Origin of the sequence: Ferrigenium straubiae (genome assembly GCF_051257895.1) — a bacterium.
Taxonomy (GTDB): domain Bacteria; phylum Pseudomonadota; class Gammaproteobacteria; order Burkholderiales; family Gallionellaceae; genus Gallionella; species Gallionella straubiae.
In genome coordinates this window covers 2,013,388-2,029,324 of the sequence record NZ_CP194331.1, presented here as the reverse complement: position 1 = coordinate 2,029,324, position 15,937 = coordinate 2,013,388, and the positions used below count along the sequence as shown (strand labels likewise).

The 15,937-nt window shown below is 62.2% G+C and carries 16 protein-coding genes; 8 read left to right on the top strand and 8 right to left on the bottom strand.

The window, feature by feature from the left end; all coding sequences use genetic code 11:
* Positions 1-93: 93 nt before the first annotated feature.
* Positions 94-381, bottom strand: coding sequence for an Asp-tRNA(Asn)/Glu-tRNA(Gln) amidotransferase subunit GatC (gene gatC / locus ACRRNM_RS09855; protein WP_435628051.1), 288 nt, complete (start codon positions 379-381; stop codon positions 94-96).
* 82 nt (positions 382-463) lie between these two features.
* On the opposite strand from gatC, the gene ACRRNM_RS09850 reads away from it, so the two are divergent.
* The 8 genes from ACRRNM_RS09850 to ACRRNM_RS09815 all read left to right on the top strand — a co-directional run bounded on the left by ACRRNM_RS09850 (position 464) and on the right by ACRRNM_RS09815 (position 9,570).
* On the top strand, positions 464-1,507 hold the full coding sequence (locus ACRRNM_RS09850) for a rod shape-determining protein (RefSeq protein WP_435628050.1): 1,044 nt from the start codon (positions 464-466) through the stop codon (positions 1,505-1,507).
* Positions 1,508-1,548: 41 nt separating this feature from the next.
* Positions 1,549-2,454: a rod shape-determining protein MreC gene (gene mreC, locus ACRRNM_RS09845; RefSeq protein WP_435628049.1), complete on the top strand. Its 906-nt coding sequence runs from the start codon at positions 1,549-1,551 to the stop codon at positions 2,452-2,454.
* Entirely contained in the window at positions 2,454-2,966 is a 513-nt protein-coding gene (gene mreD / locus ACRRNM_RS09840; protein WP_435628048.1) for a rod shape-determining protein MreD, read from the top strand. Before mreC ends, mreD begins: the two co-directional genes overlap by 1 nt.
* Positions 2,963-4,864, top strand: a complete 1,902-nt coding sequence (gene mrdA, locus ACRRNM_RS09835; protein ID WP_435628047.1) for a penicillin-binding protein 2 — start codon at positions 2,963-2,965, stop codon at positions 4,862-4,864. The genes mreD and mrdA overlap by 4 nt, the downstream gene beginning before the upstream one ends.
* On the top strand, positions 4,857-5,954 hold the full coding sequence (gene rodA / locus ACRRNM_RS09830) for a rod shape-determining protein RodA (RefSeq protein ID WP_435628046.1): 1,098 nt from the start codon (positions 4,857-4,859) through the stop codon (positions 5,952-5,954). Before mrdA ends, rodA begins: the two co-directional genes overlap by 8 nt.
* Positions 5,955-5,973: 19 nt before the next feature.
* Positions 5,974-6,909, top strand: a complete 936-nt coding sequence (locus ACRRNM_RS09825; RefSeq protein ID WP_435628045.1) for a septal ring lytic transglycosylase RlpA family protein — start codon at positions 5,974-5,976, stop codon at positions 6,907-6,909.
* A 476-nt stretch (positions 6,910-7,385) separates the two neighbouring features.
* Positions 7,386-8,372, top strand: coding sequence for an IS110 family transposase (locus tag ACRRNM_RS09820; protein WP_435627529.1), 987 nt, complete (start codon positions 7,386-7,388; stop codon positions 8,370-8,372).
* A gap of 208 nt (positions 8,373-8,580) precedes the next feature.
* Positions 8,581-9,570, top strand: coding sequence for a TIR domain-containing protein (locus tag ACRRNM_RS09815; protein WP_435628044.1), 990 nt, complete (start codon positions 8,581-8,583; stop codon positions 9,568-9,570).
* A gap of 85 nt (positions 9,571-9,655) precedes the next feature.
* Here the strand turns inward: ACRRNM_RS09815 and ACRRNM_RS09810 are convergent, their stop codons facing one another.
* From ACRRNM_RS09810 to ACRRNM_RS09780, 7 genes are all read right to left on the bottom strand, one after another.
* Positions 9,656-10,642 carry an IS110 family transposase gene (locus ACRRNM_RS09810; RefSeq protein WP_435627529.1) on the bottom strand — a complete coding sequence of 329 codons (987 nt, stop codon included), beginning with the start codon at positions 10,640-10,642 and terminating at the stop codon, positions 9,656-9,658.
* Between the two features lie 454 nt (positions 10,643-11,096).
* Positions 11,097-12,485, bottom strand: coding sequence for a class I SAM-dependent rRNA methyltransferase (locus ACRRNM_RS09805; RefSeq protein WP_435628043.1), 1,389 nt, complete (start codon positions 12,483-12,485; stop codon positions 11,097-11,099).
* Positions 12,482-13,384 carry a tyrosine recombinase XerC gene (gene xerC, locus ACRRNM_RS09800; RefSeq protein WP_435628042.1) on the bottom strand — a complete coding sequence of 301 codons (903 nt, stop codon included), beginning with the start codon at positions 13,382-13,384 and terminating at the stop codon, positions 12,482-12,484. Before xerC ends, ACRRNM_RS09805 begins: the two co-directional genes overlap by 4 nt.
* Positions 13,381-14,007: a DUF484 family protein gene (locus tag ACRRNM_RS09795; RefSeq protein WP_435628041.1), complete on the bottom strand. Its 627-nt coding sequence runs from the start codon at positions 14,005-14,007 to the stop codon at positions 13,381-13,383. Before ACRRNM_RS09795 ends, xerC begins: the two co-directional genes overlap by 4 nt.
* 9 nt (positions 14,008-14,016) lie before the next feature.
* Entirely contained in the window at positions 14,017-14,844 is an 828-nt protein-coding gene (dapF, locus tag ACRRNM_RS09790; RefSeq protein WP_435628040.1) for a diaminopimelate epimerase, read from the bottom strand.
* Complete coding sequence (locus ACRRNM_RS09785) at positions 14,841-15,410, bottom strand: DNA-3-methyladenine glycosylase I (protein ID WP_435628039.1); 570 nt, start codon at positions 15,408-15,410, stop codon at positions 14,841-14,843. Before ACRRNM_RS09785 ends, dapF begins: the two co-directional genes overlap by 4 nt.
* Positions 15,407-15,934, bottom strand: a complete 528-nt coding sequence (locus ACRRNM_RS09780) for a CoA-binding protein (RefSeq protein WP_435628038.1) — start codon at positions 15,932-15,934, stop codon at positions 15,407-15,409. The genes ACRRNM_RS09785 and ACRRNM_RS09780 overlap by 4 nt, the downstream gene beginning before the upstream one ends.
* Positions 15,935-15,937 lie beyond the last annotated feature (3 nt).

Sequence of the window (15,937 nt, the reverse complement as noted above, 5' to 3'; positions counted from 1 at the left end):
TGGGTGAAACGTGAAACGTGAAACATGAAACGGAAGCCCGGTTCTGCGTTTCACGTTTCACTTGAGCCATGAAATGGCGAGTCACGTTTCGCATCATTCGATGACCTTGGGGACGAGGTACAACCCCGCCTCGACTTGCGGCGCGATAGCCTGGAACAGTTCGCGCTGGTTGGTTTCCGTCACAACGTCCTCGCGCAGCCGCTGCGATACGTCCTGTGCGTGCGACATCGGGGTGATGCCCGAGGTATCGACGGCCTGCATTTCCTCGATCAGGGAAAAAATGCCGGATAGTTGCGAGCGGGCGGTTTCGATTTCCGCATCGCTCATCGCCAGCCGCGCCAGACGGGCGACTTTTTCTACATCTTGGGTGGTTAAAAACATGGCAAAAACTTTATTGAAACAAGGCCGATAGGGTATCATAAAGGGGTTTATCGGCACACCTCTTTGACTATCGGGAACAAACATGTTTGGATTTTTGAACGGCTATTTTGCCAACGACCTTGCAATTGACCTCGGCACCGCCAACACCCTCATCTGGGTGCGCGGCCAGGGCATCGTGCTGAACGAACCTTCGGTGGTGGCGATCCGCCAGGAGGGCGGGCCAAACGGCAAGAAGGTAATCCAGCAGGTCGGCCTCGCAGCTAAACAAATGCTGGGGCGCACACCGGGCAACATCACCGCGATCCGCCCGATGAAGGACGGCGTGATCGCCGACTTTACCGTCACCGAGCAGATGCTCAAGCAGTTCATCCGCCGGGTTTACAAGGCCGGCATCTTCAGCCCCAGCCCGCGCATCGTGATCTGCGTGCCGTGCGGCTCCACCCAGGTGGAGCGCCGCGCGATCCGTGAATCGGCGGTCGGCGCGGGCGCGCGTCGCGTGGAACTGATCGAGGAGCCGATGGCTGCGGCGATCGGCGCCGGCCTGCCGGTGGAAGATGCAACCGGTTCGATGGTCGTGGACATCGGCGGCGGCACCACGGAAGTCGGCGTGATTTCGCTGGGCGGCGCGGTATATTCCGGCTCGGTGCGCGTCGGCGGCGACAAGTTCGACGAGGCGATCATCAACTACATCCGCCGCAACTACGGCATGCTGATCGGCGAAACCACCGCCGAGGAAATCAAGAAGACCATCGGCTCTGCCTTCCCGGGCAGCGAGGTGCGCGAGATGGAAGTGAAGGGGCGCAACCTCGCGGAAGGCGTGCCGCGCAGCTTCACCATCTCCAGCAACGAAATCCTCGAAGCGCTGACCGATCCGCTCAACAGCATCGTCAGCGCGGTGAAGACCGCGCTGGAACAGACCCCGCCGGAACTCGGCGCGGACATCGCCAACAAGGGCATGGTGCTCACCGGCGGCGGCGCGCTGCTGCGCGACCTGGACCGCCTGCTGATGGAAGAAACCGGCCTGCCGGTGCTGATCGCCGACGATCCGCTGACCTGCGTGGTGCGCGGCTCGGGGCGCGCCCTCGACAGCATGGACAAATCCACCAACATCTTCACCACCGAGTAATTGTTAAGCGCAACACCCCGTAAAGCCGCGATGGAAAGTCGTTGACAGACAACACCCAATCCCTGCAATTCTTCAATCGCGGCCCCAGCCCTGCGGTGCGGCTGGTGTTCTTCGCAGTGCTCTCCCTGCTGCTGCTGTTCATCGACGCGCGCTACCGCTACCTGGAATCCACGCGCAGCGCGCTGTCCGTGCTGGTCTCGCCGATACAGCGTCTGGCAACCCTGCCTGGCGTGCTGTGGCAGCAGGCCGGCGATTTCCTGACCACCCAGCAGCATCTGGTGGAAAACAACCGGGCGCTGCACCAGCAGCATGACCACGATGCGGCGCAGCTGTCACAATTGCAGGCGTTGCAGCAGGAGAACAGCCAGTTGCGCAGCCTGCTCGCCCTGCCGCAACGCGGCGCCCCAGCCACGCTGGCGGCCGAGATCGTGTATGCCGAGCGCGACGTATTCAAGCGCAAGGTGCTCATCGACAAGGGCGCGAATGCCGGCGTGCAGATCGGGCGGGTGGTCATCGACGATATCGGCATCGTCGGCCAGATTACCCGCGTCCACCCCTGGCTTTCCGAAGTCACGCTGATCACCGAAAAGGACCATGCCGTGCCGGTGCAGGTGCTGCGCAACGGCTTGCGCACCATCGTGTTCGGCGCAGGCGACACCAGCCAGTTGTCGCTGCGCTACATGCCGATCAGCTCCGACATCCAGGATGGCGACACGCTGGTCACCTCGGGTATCGACGGCGTCTATCCGCCGGGCATCCCGGTCGCCAGGGTGGTGAAGATCGAGCGCGACCCGGCCTACCCCTTTGCGCGCATCACCTGTCTGCCGGTGGCCGGCGTGGACAACCACCGCCACCTGCTGATCCTGTCCGGCCTGCCCAGGCTGCCTGAGCCTCCGGCTGAAGAGCCCGCGGCGCCGCAACCTTCGAAATCGAAGCAGAAGAAATAATGCCCTACCTCGCCCCTGCCCATCCCGAAATCCAGCGCCCGGTCAGCAATACCCTGATCGTGTTCAGCGTGCTGCTCGCGCTGTTCCTCAACGGCCTGCCATGGAAGGGCATCTGGCTGATGCTGCGCCCGGACTTCGTCGCCGTGGTGATGCTGTACTGGTGCACGCACAAGCCGGCGCGCATCGGCATCGGACTGGCCTGGGCGGTCGGCATCCTCGCCGACGTGGCCGATGCCAGCCTGTTCGGCCAGCATGCGCTCGCCTACACCCTGCTTGCCTTCGGCGGCGTGACGCTGCATAACCGCCTGCAGATGTTCGACCTGCGCCAGCAGACCACGCAGGTGTTCGGCATCCTGGCACTGACGTATCTGGCCTATGCGCTGGTGCACTGGCAGGTCAACGGCTACGTGGTGTGGCCGTACTTCCTCGGCTGCCTGACCTCGACCCTGCTGTGGGTGCCGCTCAGCCTCATGTTCCACGCGGTGCGGCAGATGCGTGTGGATCGCGAATGAACAAGCACGTCGAACTCAAAAACCATCAGCGCGAAATTTTCTACTTCCGGCTGCGGCTGGCGATCAGCATCGGCTTCGTGCTGGTGCTGATGGCGATTCTGCTGCTGCGCTTCTTCTACCTGCAGGTGGTGCGCCACGACTACTACCAGACGCTCGCGGAGAGCAACCGCATCTCCATCGTGCCCATCGTCCCGAACCGCGGCATGATCCTCGACCGCAACGGCGTGGTGCTGGCGCACAACTACTCCGGCTACACGCTGGAGATCACGCCGAACAAGACCGCCGACCTGGAAGCCACGATAGCCGAGTTGTCCACGCTGGTCGAGATCACCCCCAAGGATCGCAGGCGCTTCAACAAGCTGCTCGCCGAACGGCGCAACTTCGAAACCCTGATGATCCGCAACCGGCTCAGCGACGAGGAAGTCGCGCGCTTTGCCGCGCAGCAATACCGCTTCCCCGGCGTCGAGATCAAGGCGCGGCTGTTCCGCGATTACCCGTACGGCGAACAGATGTCCCACCTGCTCGGTTATATCGGGCGCATCAACCAGACCGACGTGGAGCAACTCGAGGAAAACGACCTCGCCGCCAATTACCGCGGCTCGGATTACATCGGCAAGACCGGCCTGGAGCAGAGCTACGAAAGCGTGCTGCACGGCAAGACCGGCGTGGAACAGGTCGAGGTGGATTCGGGCGGCCGCGCGGTGCGCATGCTGTCGCGCACCCCGCCGGCTTCCGGCAACACGCTGGTGCTGAGCATCGACGCGAAGCTGCAGGAGATCGCGGTGCAATCGTTCGGCAACTACCGCGGCGCGCTGGTGGCGATCGACCCGAACAACGGCGAGGTGCTGGCCTTCGTCAGCAAGCCCGGCTACGACCCCGGCCTGTTCATCGACGGCATCGACACGCAAAGCTGGGACGAGCTGAACAACTCCCCCGACACGCCGCTCAACAACCGCGCGCTGCGCGGGCAGTACCCGCCGGGCTCCACGATCAAGCCGTTCATGGCGCTGGCCGGGCTGCACTACAACACCCGCTCGCCCGGCCACACCATCGGCGACCCGGGTTACTTCAATCTGCCCGGCAGCGGCCACCAGTACCGCGACTGGAAACAGGGCGGCCATGGCAGCGTGGACATGTTCAAGTCCATCGTGGTGTCCTGCGACACCTACTATTACGGGCTGGCCAACGAGCTCGGCATCGACAACATCTTCAGCTTCCTGTCGAGCTTCGGCTTCGGCAAGAAGACCAGCCTGGACATGGAAGGCGAAACCTCCGGCCTGCTGCCCTCGCAGGAATGGAAGATGCGGCGCTACCAGCAGAAATGGTATGCCGGCGACACCGTTTCGGTCGGCATCGGGCAAGGCTACAACCTGGTCACGCCGCTGCAGCTGGCGCATGCCACCGCAACGCTGGCCAACAACGGCGTAAGCTACAAGCCGCATCTGGTCAGGGAGGTGCGCAACTCGCGCAGCAACGAAATCCGCCTGATCGAAAACAAGCCGGAGACCGACCTGCAGATTCCACCCGCGCACCTCGACCTGGTGAAGCGCGCGATGGTCGCGGTCAACCAGCCGGGGGGCACGGCGGCGGGCGCGGCGGCGGGCGCGCCCTACCGCATCGCCGGCAAGACCGGCACCGCACAGGTGATCGCGATGAAGCAGGGCGAAAAATACGACGAGAGCAAGATCGACGAGCGGCACCGTGACCATGCCTGGTTCATCGCCTTCGCGCCCGCCGAACAGCCCAAAATCGCGCTGGTGGTGCTGGCGGAGAACGGCGGGCACGGCGGCGGCACGGCAGCGCCGATCGCGCGCAAGGTGATGGACTACTACCTGCTCGGCAAGGTGCCACAGCCGCTGCCGGACGCAGCCGACAAGGAGGGGGCGGAACATGACTAGGCGCCAGCTCTGGCAGCGCTTCATCGCGCACCTCGACCTGCCGCTGCTGCTCGGCATCGGCCTGCTGATGGCGGTCAGCCTGCTGGTGCTGTACAGCGCGGACAACGCCGGCTGGGGCAAGCCGTTGAACCAGATGCTCAACATCATCGTGGCGTTCACCTGCATGTGGCTGATCGCCAACCTGCCGCTGCATTACCTGATGCGCACCGCCGTGCCGATTTATGTGCTGGGCATGTTGCTGCTCATCGGCGTCGCGCTGTTCGGTGAAATCAGCCACGGCGCGCGGCGCTGGCTGAACCTCGGCATCGCCACCATCCAGCCGTCCGAGCTGATGAAGATCGGCGTGCCGCTGATGATGGCCTGGTACTTCGAGAAGCACGAGGCCACGCTCACCCTGAAGAACTACTTCATCGCCGCGCTGCTGCTGCTCATGCCGGTGGCGCTGATCGCGCGCCAGCCCGACCTCGGCACCGCGATCCTGATCTCCGCGAGCGGCTTCTACGTGCTGTTCCTCGCGGGCCTCTCCTGGCGCATCATGGGCGGGCTATTCGTTGCGGCCTCGGTCAGCGCCCCCTTCCTGTGGAACATGCTGCACGACTACCAGAAGCACCGCATCCTGATGCTGCTCGACCCCTCGCAGGATGCGCTCGGCAAGGGCTACCACACCATCCAGGCGACCATCGCGGTGGGCTCGGGCGGCATCCTCGGCAAGGGCTACCTGGACGGCACGCAGACCCATCTCGATTTCCTGCCGGAGCGCACCACCGACTTCATCTTCGCGGTGTACTCGGAAGAGTTCGGCCTGCTCGGCAACCTGATCCTGCTCAGCCTGTACCTGTTCGTGATCGCGCGCGGCTTCGTCATCACTGCGAACGCCTCGACCTACTTCACGCGCCTCATGGCGGGCTCCATCACGCTGACCTTCGCCACCTACGCCTTCGTCAACATGGGCATGGTCAGCGGCATCCTGCCGGTGGTCGGCGTACCGCTGCCGCTGGTAAGCTACGGCGGCACCTCGATGCTGACCCTGCTGCTGGGTTTTGGTATGCTGATGAGCATCGAGACGCACAAGAAACTGGTTAAAACATAGAGCATTTCCGGGAGATCGCATGAATAAGCAAGTGTTGGTTTTGGCATTGGCAACCCTCATCCTCGCCGCCTGCGGCAGCACGCCGCAGCGCCAGGTGGCAACGCGCAGCACCCCCGCGCCGGTCGAGGATCACGGGGGCAGCACGCCTGCAAAGGGAGGCGGCTACCTCGCCGGAGACGGCCCCGGCGCGGACGCCCCGGCCAACCTCGACGCCATTCCCGACGCCGTGCCGAAGAGCGAACCGCTGCACCGCTACGCCAACCGCCCCTACACCGCGCTGGGCAAGACCTACACCCCGCTGACCTCAGCGGGCAACTACAGGGAGCGCGGCATCGCCTCCTGGTACGGCAAGAAATTCCACGGCCAGCGCACCTCCAGCGGCGAGGTGTACGACATGTACGGCATGACCGCCGCGCACCCCACCCTGCCGATCCCGAGCTACGCGCGCGTGACCAACACCGCCAGCAAGAAATCCGTGGTGGTGCGCATCAACGACCGCGGCCCCTTCCTGCATGAGCGCGTGATGGACCTGTCCTACACCGCCGCGCACAAGCTCGGCATCATCGGCAACGGCAGCTCGGAAGTGGAAGTCGAGAGCATCACTCCGGACGCCAGCGTGAACACCCTCGCCAAGCCCGATGCAGTGGAAAGCAAACCATTGGCGAAGGCCGAAGCACCCGCCGCAAGCGCGCCGCCCGCCGCCACAACCACGGCCGCCACCACCGGCAACGTCTACCTGCAGCTCGGCGCGTTCAAGACCCCCGAAGCCGCGGAGACCTTCATGGCGCAGATGCGCACCAAGCTGGGCGATGCCGGCAAGCAGCTCAGCGTGTTCCTCAAGGACGGCCTCAACCGCGTCCACCTCGGGCCGTATGCGAATCAGGATGCGGCGCGGAGCAGCGCGGAGGGGTTGAAGGGGAAGTTGGGGTTTAAGCCGATGGTGAACTTGCGTTAAGCAAGATAATTTTGCTGGGGTATAACACCCCCCTCGCCCCTTGCGGGAGAGGGTTGGGGAGAGGGGTAAACCCAAAACCAACACCGCCGGGGGTAGCCCGGCAGCTAGTCACTTTTTCTTGCGTCGCCAAGAAAAAGTAACCAAAAAAAAGGCGACCCCGGTTTGCCGCCCGCTTCGCGGGTACCCTGCGTTGCTCGACTGGTCAGGCGGCTGCGGAACTCGCGCTCCGCGCTCAGACAGTCCTCGCCGAAATCCCCTGACCAGCCTGCGCTTGTATCTTCCCCATTGTGGTGGTTAGCTACCACCACCCGAAGCAGAGGCAGCTTGAAGTCTGCGCTAAGGCCTGACCTTGTCGAGTAGATTAAGCCCTCTGCTTCACCACATCGCCAGCAAAGACACTGAACGGTAGCCAAGGGGCAAACCCTGAATGCACAAGGCAAGTGGGCGAAGTTGGCACCATTGTAACGGAGGTCATCATGTTTTATCTCGGTATGGATGTCGCCAAGGCCAAGCTGGATTGTTGCCTGTTGCTGGATGATGCCATTGGCAAGCGCAAGGCCAAGGTGATCAGTAACAGCAAGTCCGGCATTGCTGATTTGCTGGCTTGGGTCGTAAAGCAACACGTTTCCCTAGCAGAGTTGCATGTGGTCATGGAAGGAACGGGGGTTTACCACGAGCAGGCCGCGCTGGCGCTGGCTGATGCGGGTGTAGCGGTTTCCATTGTCAATCCGGCGCAGGTCAAGGACTTCGGGCGTGGGCTGGCGGTGCGCACCAAGACGGACGGGGTAGATAGCTTTGTCTTGGCTCGCTATGGCGCCTTGCTCAAGCCTGCAGCTTGGGTGCCGCCTGCGCCAGAGGCGCGGATATTGCAGGCGCTGATTACGCGGCGCGATGCCATTGCCCAAGACCTGCAACGCGAGCGCAACCGGCGGGAGAAAGCCGATGCCACGGACACTCCAGCACTGATACAGCAATCCATCTCCGACAGCATTGCATTCCTGTCCGGGCAACTCGCGCAATTGCAGCAGGACATTGATCAACATATCGATCATCATCCGGGACTCAAGAAAGACCTGTCACTGCTCCAGAGCATCCCTGCGGTGGGGCCGCAGGTTGGAAACAATCTGCTGGCGGTCATGCACAGCCATAACTTCGGCTCAGCCGAACAGCTTGCGGCCTATCTTGGCCTGGTTCCCATAGAACGGCAGTCGGGAAGTTCGATATTGGGGCGATCGAGACTCTCCAAGGCGGGACCTGCCAGAATACGCGCTGTGCTGTACATGGCGGCTGTCGTGGCAATACGTTGCAACCCACACGTCAAAGCAATCTACGAACGCCTGCTCGCCAGAGGTAAATCCAAGATGTCCGCGCTCGGCGCCGCTATGCGCAAACTGGTGCATCTGTGCTACGGCGTCCTCAAAACCCGTCAACCCTATCGCCATGACTATGCAAAAATCAGTTGACGAGGAAGACGGTATCTACTCGGCGGCGCACAGGGGATGAAAAGCAAATCTCAACCCCAAAAACATTAAGGCATGCCGGGCTATCGCCCTGCATGCCTAATTTCAGTCGCTTGCTGCCTTATACAATATAGCGTTTAATCCAACCGCACATAAGTTAAGCCATTTTTTTCAAGGCAATTGTGGAGCAAACACCGGCAAGGGGAGGCAGATGATACAGATCATCCATGGAAGTATTTTTGATACTAAATGCGATCTCCTAATTGTGCCGTGTGATAGCGGTGGGGGCGTTACGCGCTCTGTACTTACGAATCTTTATGAGCGCGGCCTTCCCGTACGGATCGGTCGCATCCCATATGGAAAGGTGCACTTCCGAGAGTCCAAGTACGAATTCGCAAGCACAATAGGATACGCTGCATCGGTTAATGTTGACACGGTTACATCAGAGGCAAAGGCAATCCGTCAAATCGCGAGTGAAATTGTCCGCTACGCGACTGAAAATCAGATCAGAATTATCAATATCCCTCTTTTGGGTACAGGTGCAGGAGGAATGACACCTGTCGATTCGTTTGAGGCCCTCAGATCAGTTCTAGACTCGGAGGGAAATATTACCTTCAACGTGTTTTGCTTCACCCAAGAAGCATATCGAAACCTCCACGCCACTCGAGCACCTGCACTAGCAGAACAGCCTGTACCTCACCCAAGAGTTTTCATTAGCTACACTGGAACCAATAAGGACAACGCATCTTGGGTCAAATTGCTTGCTACAGCACTACGTCAACACGGGGTTGACGCGCGCCTTGATGCATTTCACTTGAAGCCCGGCTTCGATCTCCCGCAATGGATGACAAACGAGGTCATCATGGCGGAAAAGGTATTACTTATCTGTGACAGGTATTACATGGAGAAGGCGGATTTTCGGAAGGGAGGTGTTGGCTGGGAGACGATGGTTATTCAAGGCGATATGCTTGCTCAGGGCGATAATAAACAGAAATACATTGCCATCATCCGCGAAGATGCTGCTGACGAAGCACTTCCTATTTACATGAAGTCAAAGTATGCATTCAACTGGGGCAAAGATGCTGGGATTGACCCGGCTCGCCTCAAGGAGCTTGTGCTGTGCATTTTTGATTGCGACACTGAACCGGAACTCGGATCTGTACCTGAGTATGTAAAACAGAAAATCAACAAATCAGTGTAGCGTGCGCTTACGCACGCTACCACAACGGTTTTGATTCTTTGCTTTTCATCCCCTGTGCGCCGCCGAGTAGATACCGTCTTCCTCGTCAACTGATTTTTGCATAGTCATGGCGATAGGGTTGACGGGTTTTGAGGACGCCGTAGCACAGATGCACCAGTTTGCGCATAGCGGCGCCGAGCGCGGACATCTTGGATTTACCTCTGGCGAGCAGGCGTTCGTAGATTGCTTTGACGTGTGGGTTGCAACGTATTGCCACGACAGCCGCCATGTACAGCACAGCGCGTATTCTGGCAGGTCCCGCCTTGGAGAGTCTCGATCGCCCCAATATCGAACTTCCCGACTGCCGTTCTATGGGAACCAGGCCAAGATAGGCCGCAAGCTGTTCGGCTGAGCCGAAGTTATGGCTGTGCATGACCGCCAGCAGATTGTTTCCAACCTGCGGCCCCACCGCAGGGATGCTCTGGAGCAGTGACAGGTCTTTCTTGAGTCCCGGATGATGATCGATATGTTGATCAATGTCCTGCTGCAATTGCGCGAGTTGCCCGGACAGGAATGCAATGCTGTCGGAGATGGATTGCTGTATCAGTGCTGGAGTGTCCGTGGCATCGGCTTTCTCCCGCCGGTTGCGCTCGCGTTGCAGGTCTTGGGCAATGGCATCGCGCCGCGTAATCAGCGCCTGCAATATCCGCGCCTCTGGCGCAGGCGGCACCCAAGCTGCAGGCTTGAGCAAGGCGCCATAGCGAGCCAAGACAAAGCTATCTACCCCGTCCGTCTTGGTGCGCACCGCCAGCCCACGCCCGAAGTCCTTGACCTGCGCCGGATTGACAATGGAAACCGCTACACCCGCATCAGCCAGCGCCAGCGCGGCCTGCTCGTGGTAAACCCCCGTTCCTTCCATGACCACATGCAACTCTGCTAGGGAAACGTGTTGCTTTACGACCCAAGCCAGCAAATCAGCAATGCCGGACTTGCTGTTACTGATCACCTTGGCCTTGCGCTTGCCAATGGCATCATCCAGCAACAGGCAACAATCCAGCTTGGCCTTGGCGACATCCATACCGAGATAAAACATGATGACCTCCGTTACAATGGTGCCAACTTCGCCCACTTGCCTTGTGCATTCAGGGTTTGCCCCTTGGCTACCGTTCAGTGTCTTTGCTGGCGATGTGGTGAAGCAGAGGGCTTAATCTACTCGACAAGGTCAGGCCTTAGCGCAGACTTCAAGCTGCCTCTGCTTCGGGTGGTGGTAGCTAACCACCACAATGGGGAAGATACAAGCGCAGGCTGGTCAGGGGATTTCGGCGAGGACTGTCTGAGCGCGGAGCGCGAGTTCCGCAGCCGCCTGACCAGTCGAGCAACGCAGGGTACCCGCGAAGCGGGCGGCAAACCGGGGGCGCCTTCTTTTTGGTTACTTTTTCTTGGCGACGCAAGAAAAAGTGACTAGCTGCCGGGCTACCCCCGGCGAAGTTGGTTTTGATTGTTAGACACGCTCACCCTTCGATACCTCAGGGCGAACGGACTATGAACTACCCCGCCACCCTCAACACCAACCCCTTCAAATACGCCCCCTCCGGGAAACTCAGCAGCACCGGGTGATCGGCGCTCGCGTGCAGGCGGTGCACAATCTGCGCATCCACGCCGGCGTCGAGCGCTGCGCCCGCGACGATCTTCTGGAACAGGTCTTCGCTGACGCCACCCGAGCAGGAATAGGTCGCGAGCAGGCCGCCCGGGCGGAGCAGCTTGAAGCCGAGCAGGTTGATGTCCTTGTAGCCGCGTGCGGCCTTCTCGGCGAAGGCGGCGGTGGGCGCGAACTTGGGCGGGTCGAGGATGATGAAGTCAAAGGAACGGCCTTGGTCGCGCAGCTTGCGCAGCGCCTGGAACACGTCGGCCTCCTGCCACTCGGCGCGCGCCGCATCGAGTCCGTTGCGGGATAAATTCTCCTCGGCGATGCGCAGCGCGTCGCCCGAGGCGTCGATGGACAGCACCGACTTCGCGCCGCCGCGCAGCGCATAGAGCGAGAAACCGCCGGTGTAGCAGAAGCAGTTCAGTACGTCGCGATCCTTCGCGAGCGTCTCGGTCAGCGCGCGGTTGTCGCGCTGATCGAGGAAGAAGCCGGTCTTCTGGCCCGCGACGACATCCACCGCGAAGCGCAGGCCGTGCTCGACGACCTCGACGCTTTCCGGCAGCGCGCCGCGCAGCACGCCGTTGCGCGGCTCCAGTCCTTCGAGTCCGCGCGAATCGGAATCGGAGCGCTCGTAGATGCATGCTGGACTGCACAGCTCCTGCAGGGTGTCGGCGATGGCATCGCGCCAACTCTCCGCGCCCGCGCTGCCGACCTGCATCACCAGCGTGTCGCCGTAGCGGTCGACGATGAGCCCCGGCAGGCCGTCGGATTCGGCGTGGATCAGGCGCAGGCCGGTACTTCCCCCCCTCTCCCCCTGCCCCTCTCCCACAAGGGGCGAGGGGAGCAAATCACGGCGCATCTTCAATGCTTGCGAAATCCTGCGGCAGAAAAATTCTGCATTGATCCTTTCATTTTCGTCCCACGACCAGACGCGCGCGGTGATCTGCGAGTCCGGGTTGTACGCCGCCCACGCGAGGAAATTGCCCGCGTTGTCGCGCACCGGCAGCGTGTCTCCCTTTTGCGGCGCGCCCTCGACGAACTCGATGGCGCCGGAGAACACCCAGGGATGGCGGCGCAGCAACGATTTCTCGCGGCCTGCCTTGAGGATGATAGCTGCACCTGCGACTCCCTCTCCCCCAGCCCCTCTCCCGCGAGCGGGAGAGGGTGGCCGAGAGGCCGGGAGAGGGTTCTTCGCGGGGCGGCGCTCGTTTGCGCCATGTTTTGCCTTGTTACGAAAGTCGGGCTTGCCGCTCGCGGGGCGGCGTGTGTTGTCTGGCTTTTTGGTGGTCATGTCTTTTTCTTCGCGCGCGGGTGCGCCGCGTCGTAAATCTTGCTGAGGTACTGGAAATCGAGGTGGGTGTAGACCTGCGTGGTGGAGATGCTCGCATGGCCGAGCATTTCCTGCACCGCGCGCAGGTCGCCGCTGGACTGCAGCACATGGGTGGCGAACGAATGGCGCAGCAGGTGCGGGTGCACGTTGCTGGTGATGCCCTGTTTGATGCCCCATTGCTTCATGCGCAGCTGCACCATGCGCGGCGTCATGCGGCTGCCGCGCGCGCCTACGAACAGCGCGGGCTCATCTTCCCTCGCGAGCTGGCCGCGCACCGCGAGCCAGGCCTGCAAGGCGGAGCTGGCGTGGCTGCCGAGCGGCACGATGCGCGTCTTGCTGCCCTTGCCGGTGACGCGCACTTCGCCTGCCTGCAGGTCGAGCTGCGCCGGGTCGAGGTTCACCAGTTCCGCGAGGCGCAGGCCGGAGGAATAGAACAACTCGAACATCGCCTTGTCGCGGATCGCCTCCGGCGTGTCGGTGGGCAACTCGACCATGCGCGCCGCCTCGTCGGGCGACAGCGCCTGCGGCAGGGTCTTGGGCGACTTCGGCGCGCGCAGGCCGGTGCAGGGGTTGTCCGCAAAGCCGTGGTCGCGCATCAAATAGGTGAAGAAGCCGCGCCACGCCGAGAGCATGCGCGCGAGCGTGCGGCCGCCCAAGCCCTTGGCGTGCAGTTGCGCAATAAACCGGCGGATATGGTGGATTTTGAGGCTCGCGAGCGGCGTTGCTGCGGTCAGTTCAAACAGGCGGCGCAGGTCGCGCGCGTAGTTCTCGGCGGTCAGGGCAGAGTATTGCTTCTCGTTGCGCAGCCACGCCAGGTAACCATCCAGATAGTTCTGGTTTGGCGCGGCAGCTTCGGTCATTGCGCGAGATGCGGATGCAGCGCGGCGCTCGCGGCCTCGGCGATGCGCTGCAGGAACACCGTGCCCATCTCTGGGTAGAAGCGCTGCTTGTCTTCGCTGGCCAGCACCAGCAGGCCGATGGTCTCGCTGCCCGCGTGCAAGGGCAGATAGGCGAAGGAATGCAGTTGTGAGGCGGCCTCGCCGAACCATCCGGCGGTGTCCTGCGCGGCGTGGTGCAGGCAGACCGGCTGCGCCTGCGCCTCGGCGAAGGCCAGTGTCTCTGCGCTGGGCGGGTTGACCTGCCAGAGGCGTAGCGCCGCATGCGGCACCGCGAAGACTTCGCGCAGCAGGTGCGGGATCATTTCCTGCAGTGTGTGAAGGTCGCGCGCGGCGAACAGCGCGACGACGAACTCGTGCACCTTGTGCTGCAGCGCGTCGTTCTCCTTCGCAAATGTGATCAGCTCGTTGAGCTTCTTCTCGATCTCCCTGTTCTTCTCGCGCAAGGCGAGCAGCTGACGCTCGGAGAGCGAGACGGCGCGCCCGCCGTGCGGGTGCGGCAAGTTGATCTGCGCCAGCAGGTCGGTATGGCCCTCGAAAAACTGCGGGTTGTCCTGCAGGTATTGTGCGACGTCTTCGGCTCTCATTTTGACTCCCTATATGCTTATTTCGCCTTCAAAAACGGTAATCGCCGGGCCGGTCATCAGCACCGGCGCGCCCTCTCCGGCCCAGGCGATGGTCAGCAGGCCGCCGCGCGTGGCGACGCTCACCGGGCTGTCCAGCAGGCCGCGCCGGATGCCCGCCACGACTGCCGCGCAGGCGCCGGTGCCGCACGACAGCGTTTCGCCCGCGCCGCGCTCGTACACGCGCAGCCGGATATGGCCGCGATCCATGACCTGCATGAAGCCGGCGTTGACACGGTTCGGGAAGCGCGGGTGGCGCTCGATGAGCGGCCCGAGCCTTTCCACCGGCGCATGCTCGACATCCGCCACGACCTGCACCGCGTGCGGATTGCCCATCGACAGCGCGCTGATCTCCAGTACCTCTCCAGCCGCATCGAGCGGCTCGCTCACCGCTCCCTTGCCCTCGAACGGGATAAGCCCGGCCTCGAAAATCGGCGCACCCATGTTGACCGTCACGCGCCCGTCGTCCTCGAGGCGCGGGCTGACCAGGCCGCTCTTGGTTTCCACTACGATCTCGCGCTTCGGCGTGAGCCCCTGGTCGTGCACGAAGCGCACGAAGCAGCGCGCGCCGTTGCCGCACTGCTCGACCTCGCCGCCGTCGGCGTTGAAGATGCGATAGCGGAAATCCGCCTCGGGATGCTGTGCCTTCTCCACCAGCAGAATCTGGTCGCAGCCCACACCAAAATGGCGATCGGCGAGCAGGCGCAGCTGTTCCGGCGTCAGCTCGATCTTCTGGCGCACGCCGTCCAGCACCACGAAGTCGTTGCCCGCGCCGTGCATCTTGGTAAACCTGAGATTCATCTTTGCAATTCTTTATGTCTGAAACAATTTGTCGTATGGTCGTTGACCATGCCGGTCGCCTGCATCAGGGCGTAGCAGATCGTCGTGCCGACGAACTTGAAGCCGCGCCGCTTCAGTTCCCGGCTCATTGCTTCCGATTGCGGCGTGCTGACCGGCACCTCGGTGAGGCTGCGCCAGGCGTTCTGCCTCGGTTTGCCCTCGACGAACTGCCAGAGGAATGCGTCGAAGCTGCCGCAGGACTCCTGCACCTCGAGGAATTTCTGCGCGTTGACGACGGCAGCCTCCAGCTTCAGGCGGTTGCGCACGATGCCCGCATCCTGCAGCAGTGATTCTATTTTATCCGCGCCGTAGCGGGCAATGCGCGCCGCGTCGAAATCGTCGAAGGCGGCGCGGTAATTCTCGCGCTTGCGCAAAATGGTGATCCAGCTCAGGCCGGCCTGCGCGCCTTCCAGGATCAGGAACTCGAACAGGCGCCGGTCGTCGTGCAGCGGCACGCCCCACTCGCGGTCGTGATAGGCGCGGTAGAGCGCATCGTCGCCCGCCCAGGCGCAGCGCGGCTTGTTCATGGCGCCGGCGGACGGGTGCCGAACTTTGAAGCGTCGCGCCACATGCAGCGGTCCATCACCACAGTGATGCCGGCCTCCCTCGCGCGCTCGGCCGCCGCCTCGTGGACGACGCCGTCCTGCAGCCAGAGGTTCCTGATGCCAAGCCGGATGCAACTCTCCACGATGGCGGGCACATGCTCCGGCGCGCGGAACACGTCGACGATGTCCGGCAGGAACGGCAGGCTTTCGAGATCGGGATAGGCTTTTTCGCCGAGCGCCTCCTCAACCATGGGCCGCACAGGAACGATGCGATAACCCAAACCCTGCAGGCCGCTCGCGACGCGGAAGCTGGGGCGCGCCTGATTCGGCGACAGCCCCACGACGGCGATGCTGCGCACGCTGCACAGCAGCTCGCGGATCTGCTCCGGTTCGGGGTTGCTGAAGGTCATGGCGAGCGAGGTATTTTGATCATTGCAGGCGGCACGATAGCATTTTTCCGGCGTGCCGTGGCGTGGACGGTAGGGCCAAAAAACGCTATGCTGCACGCC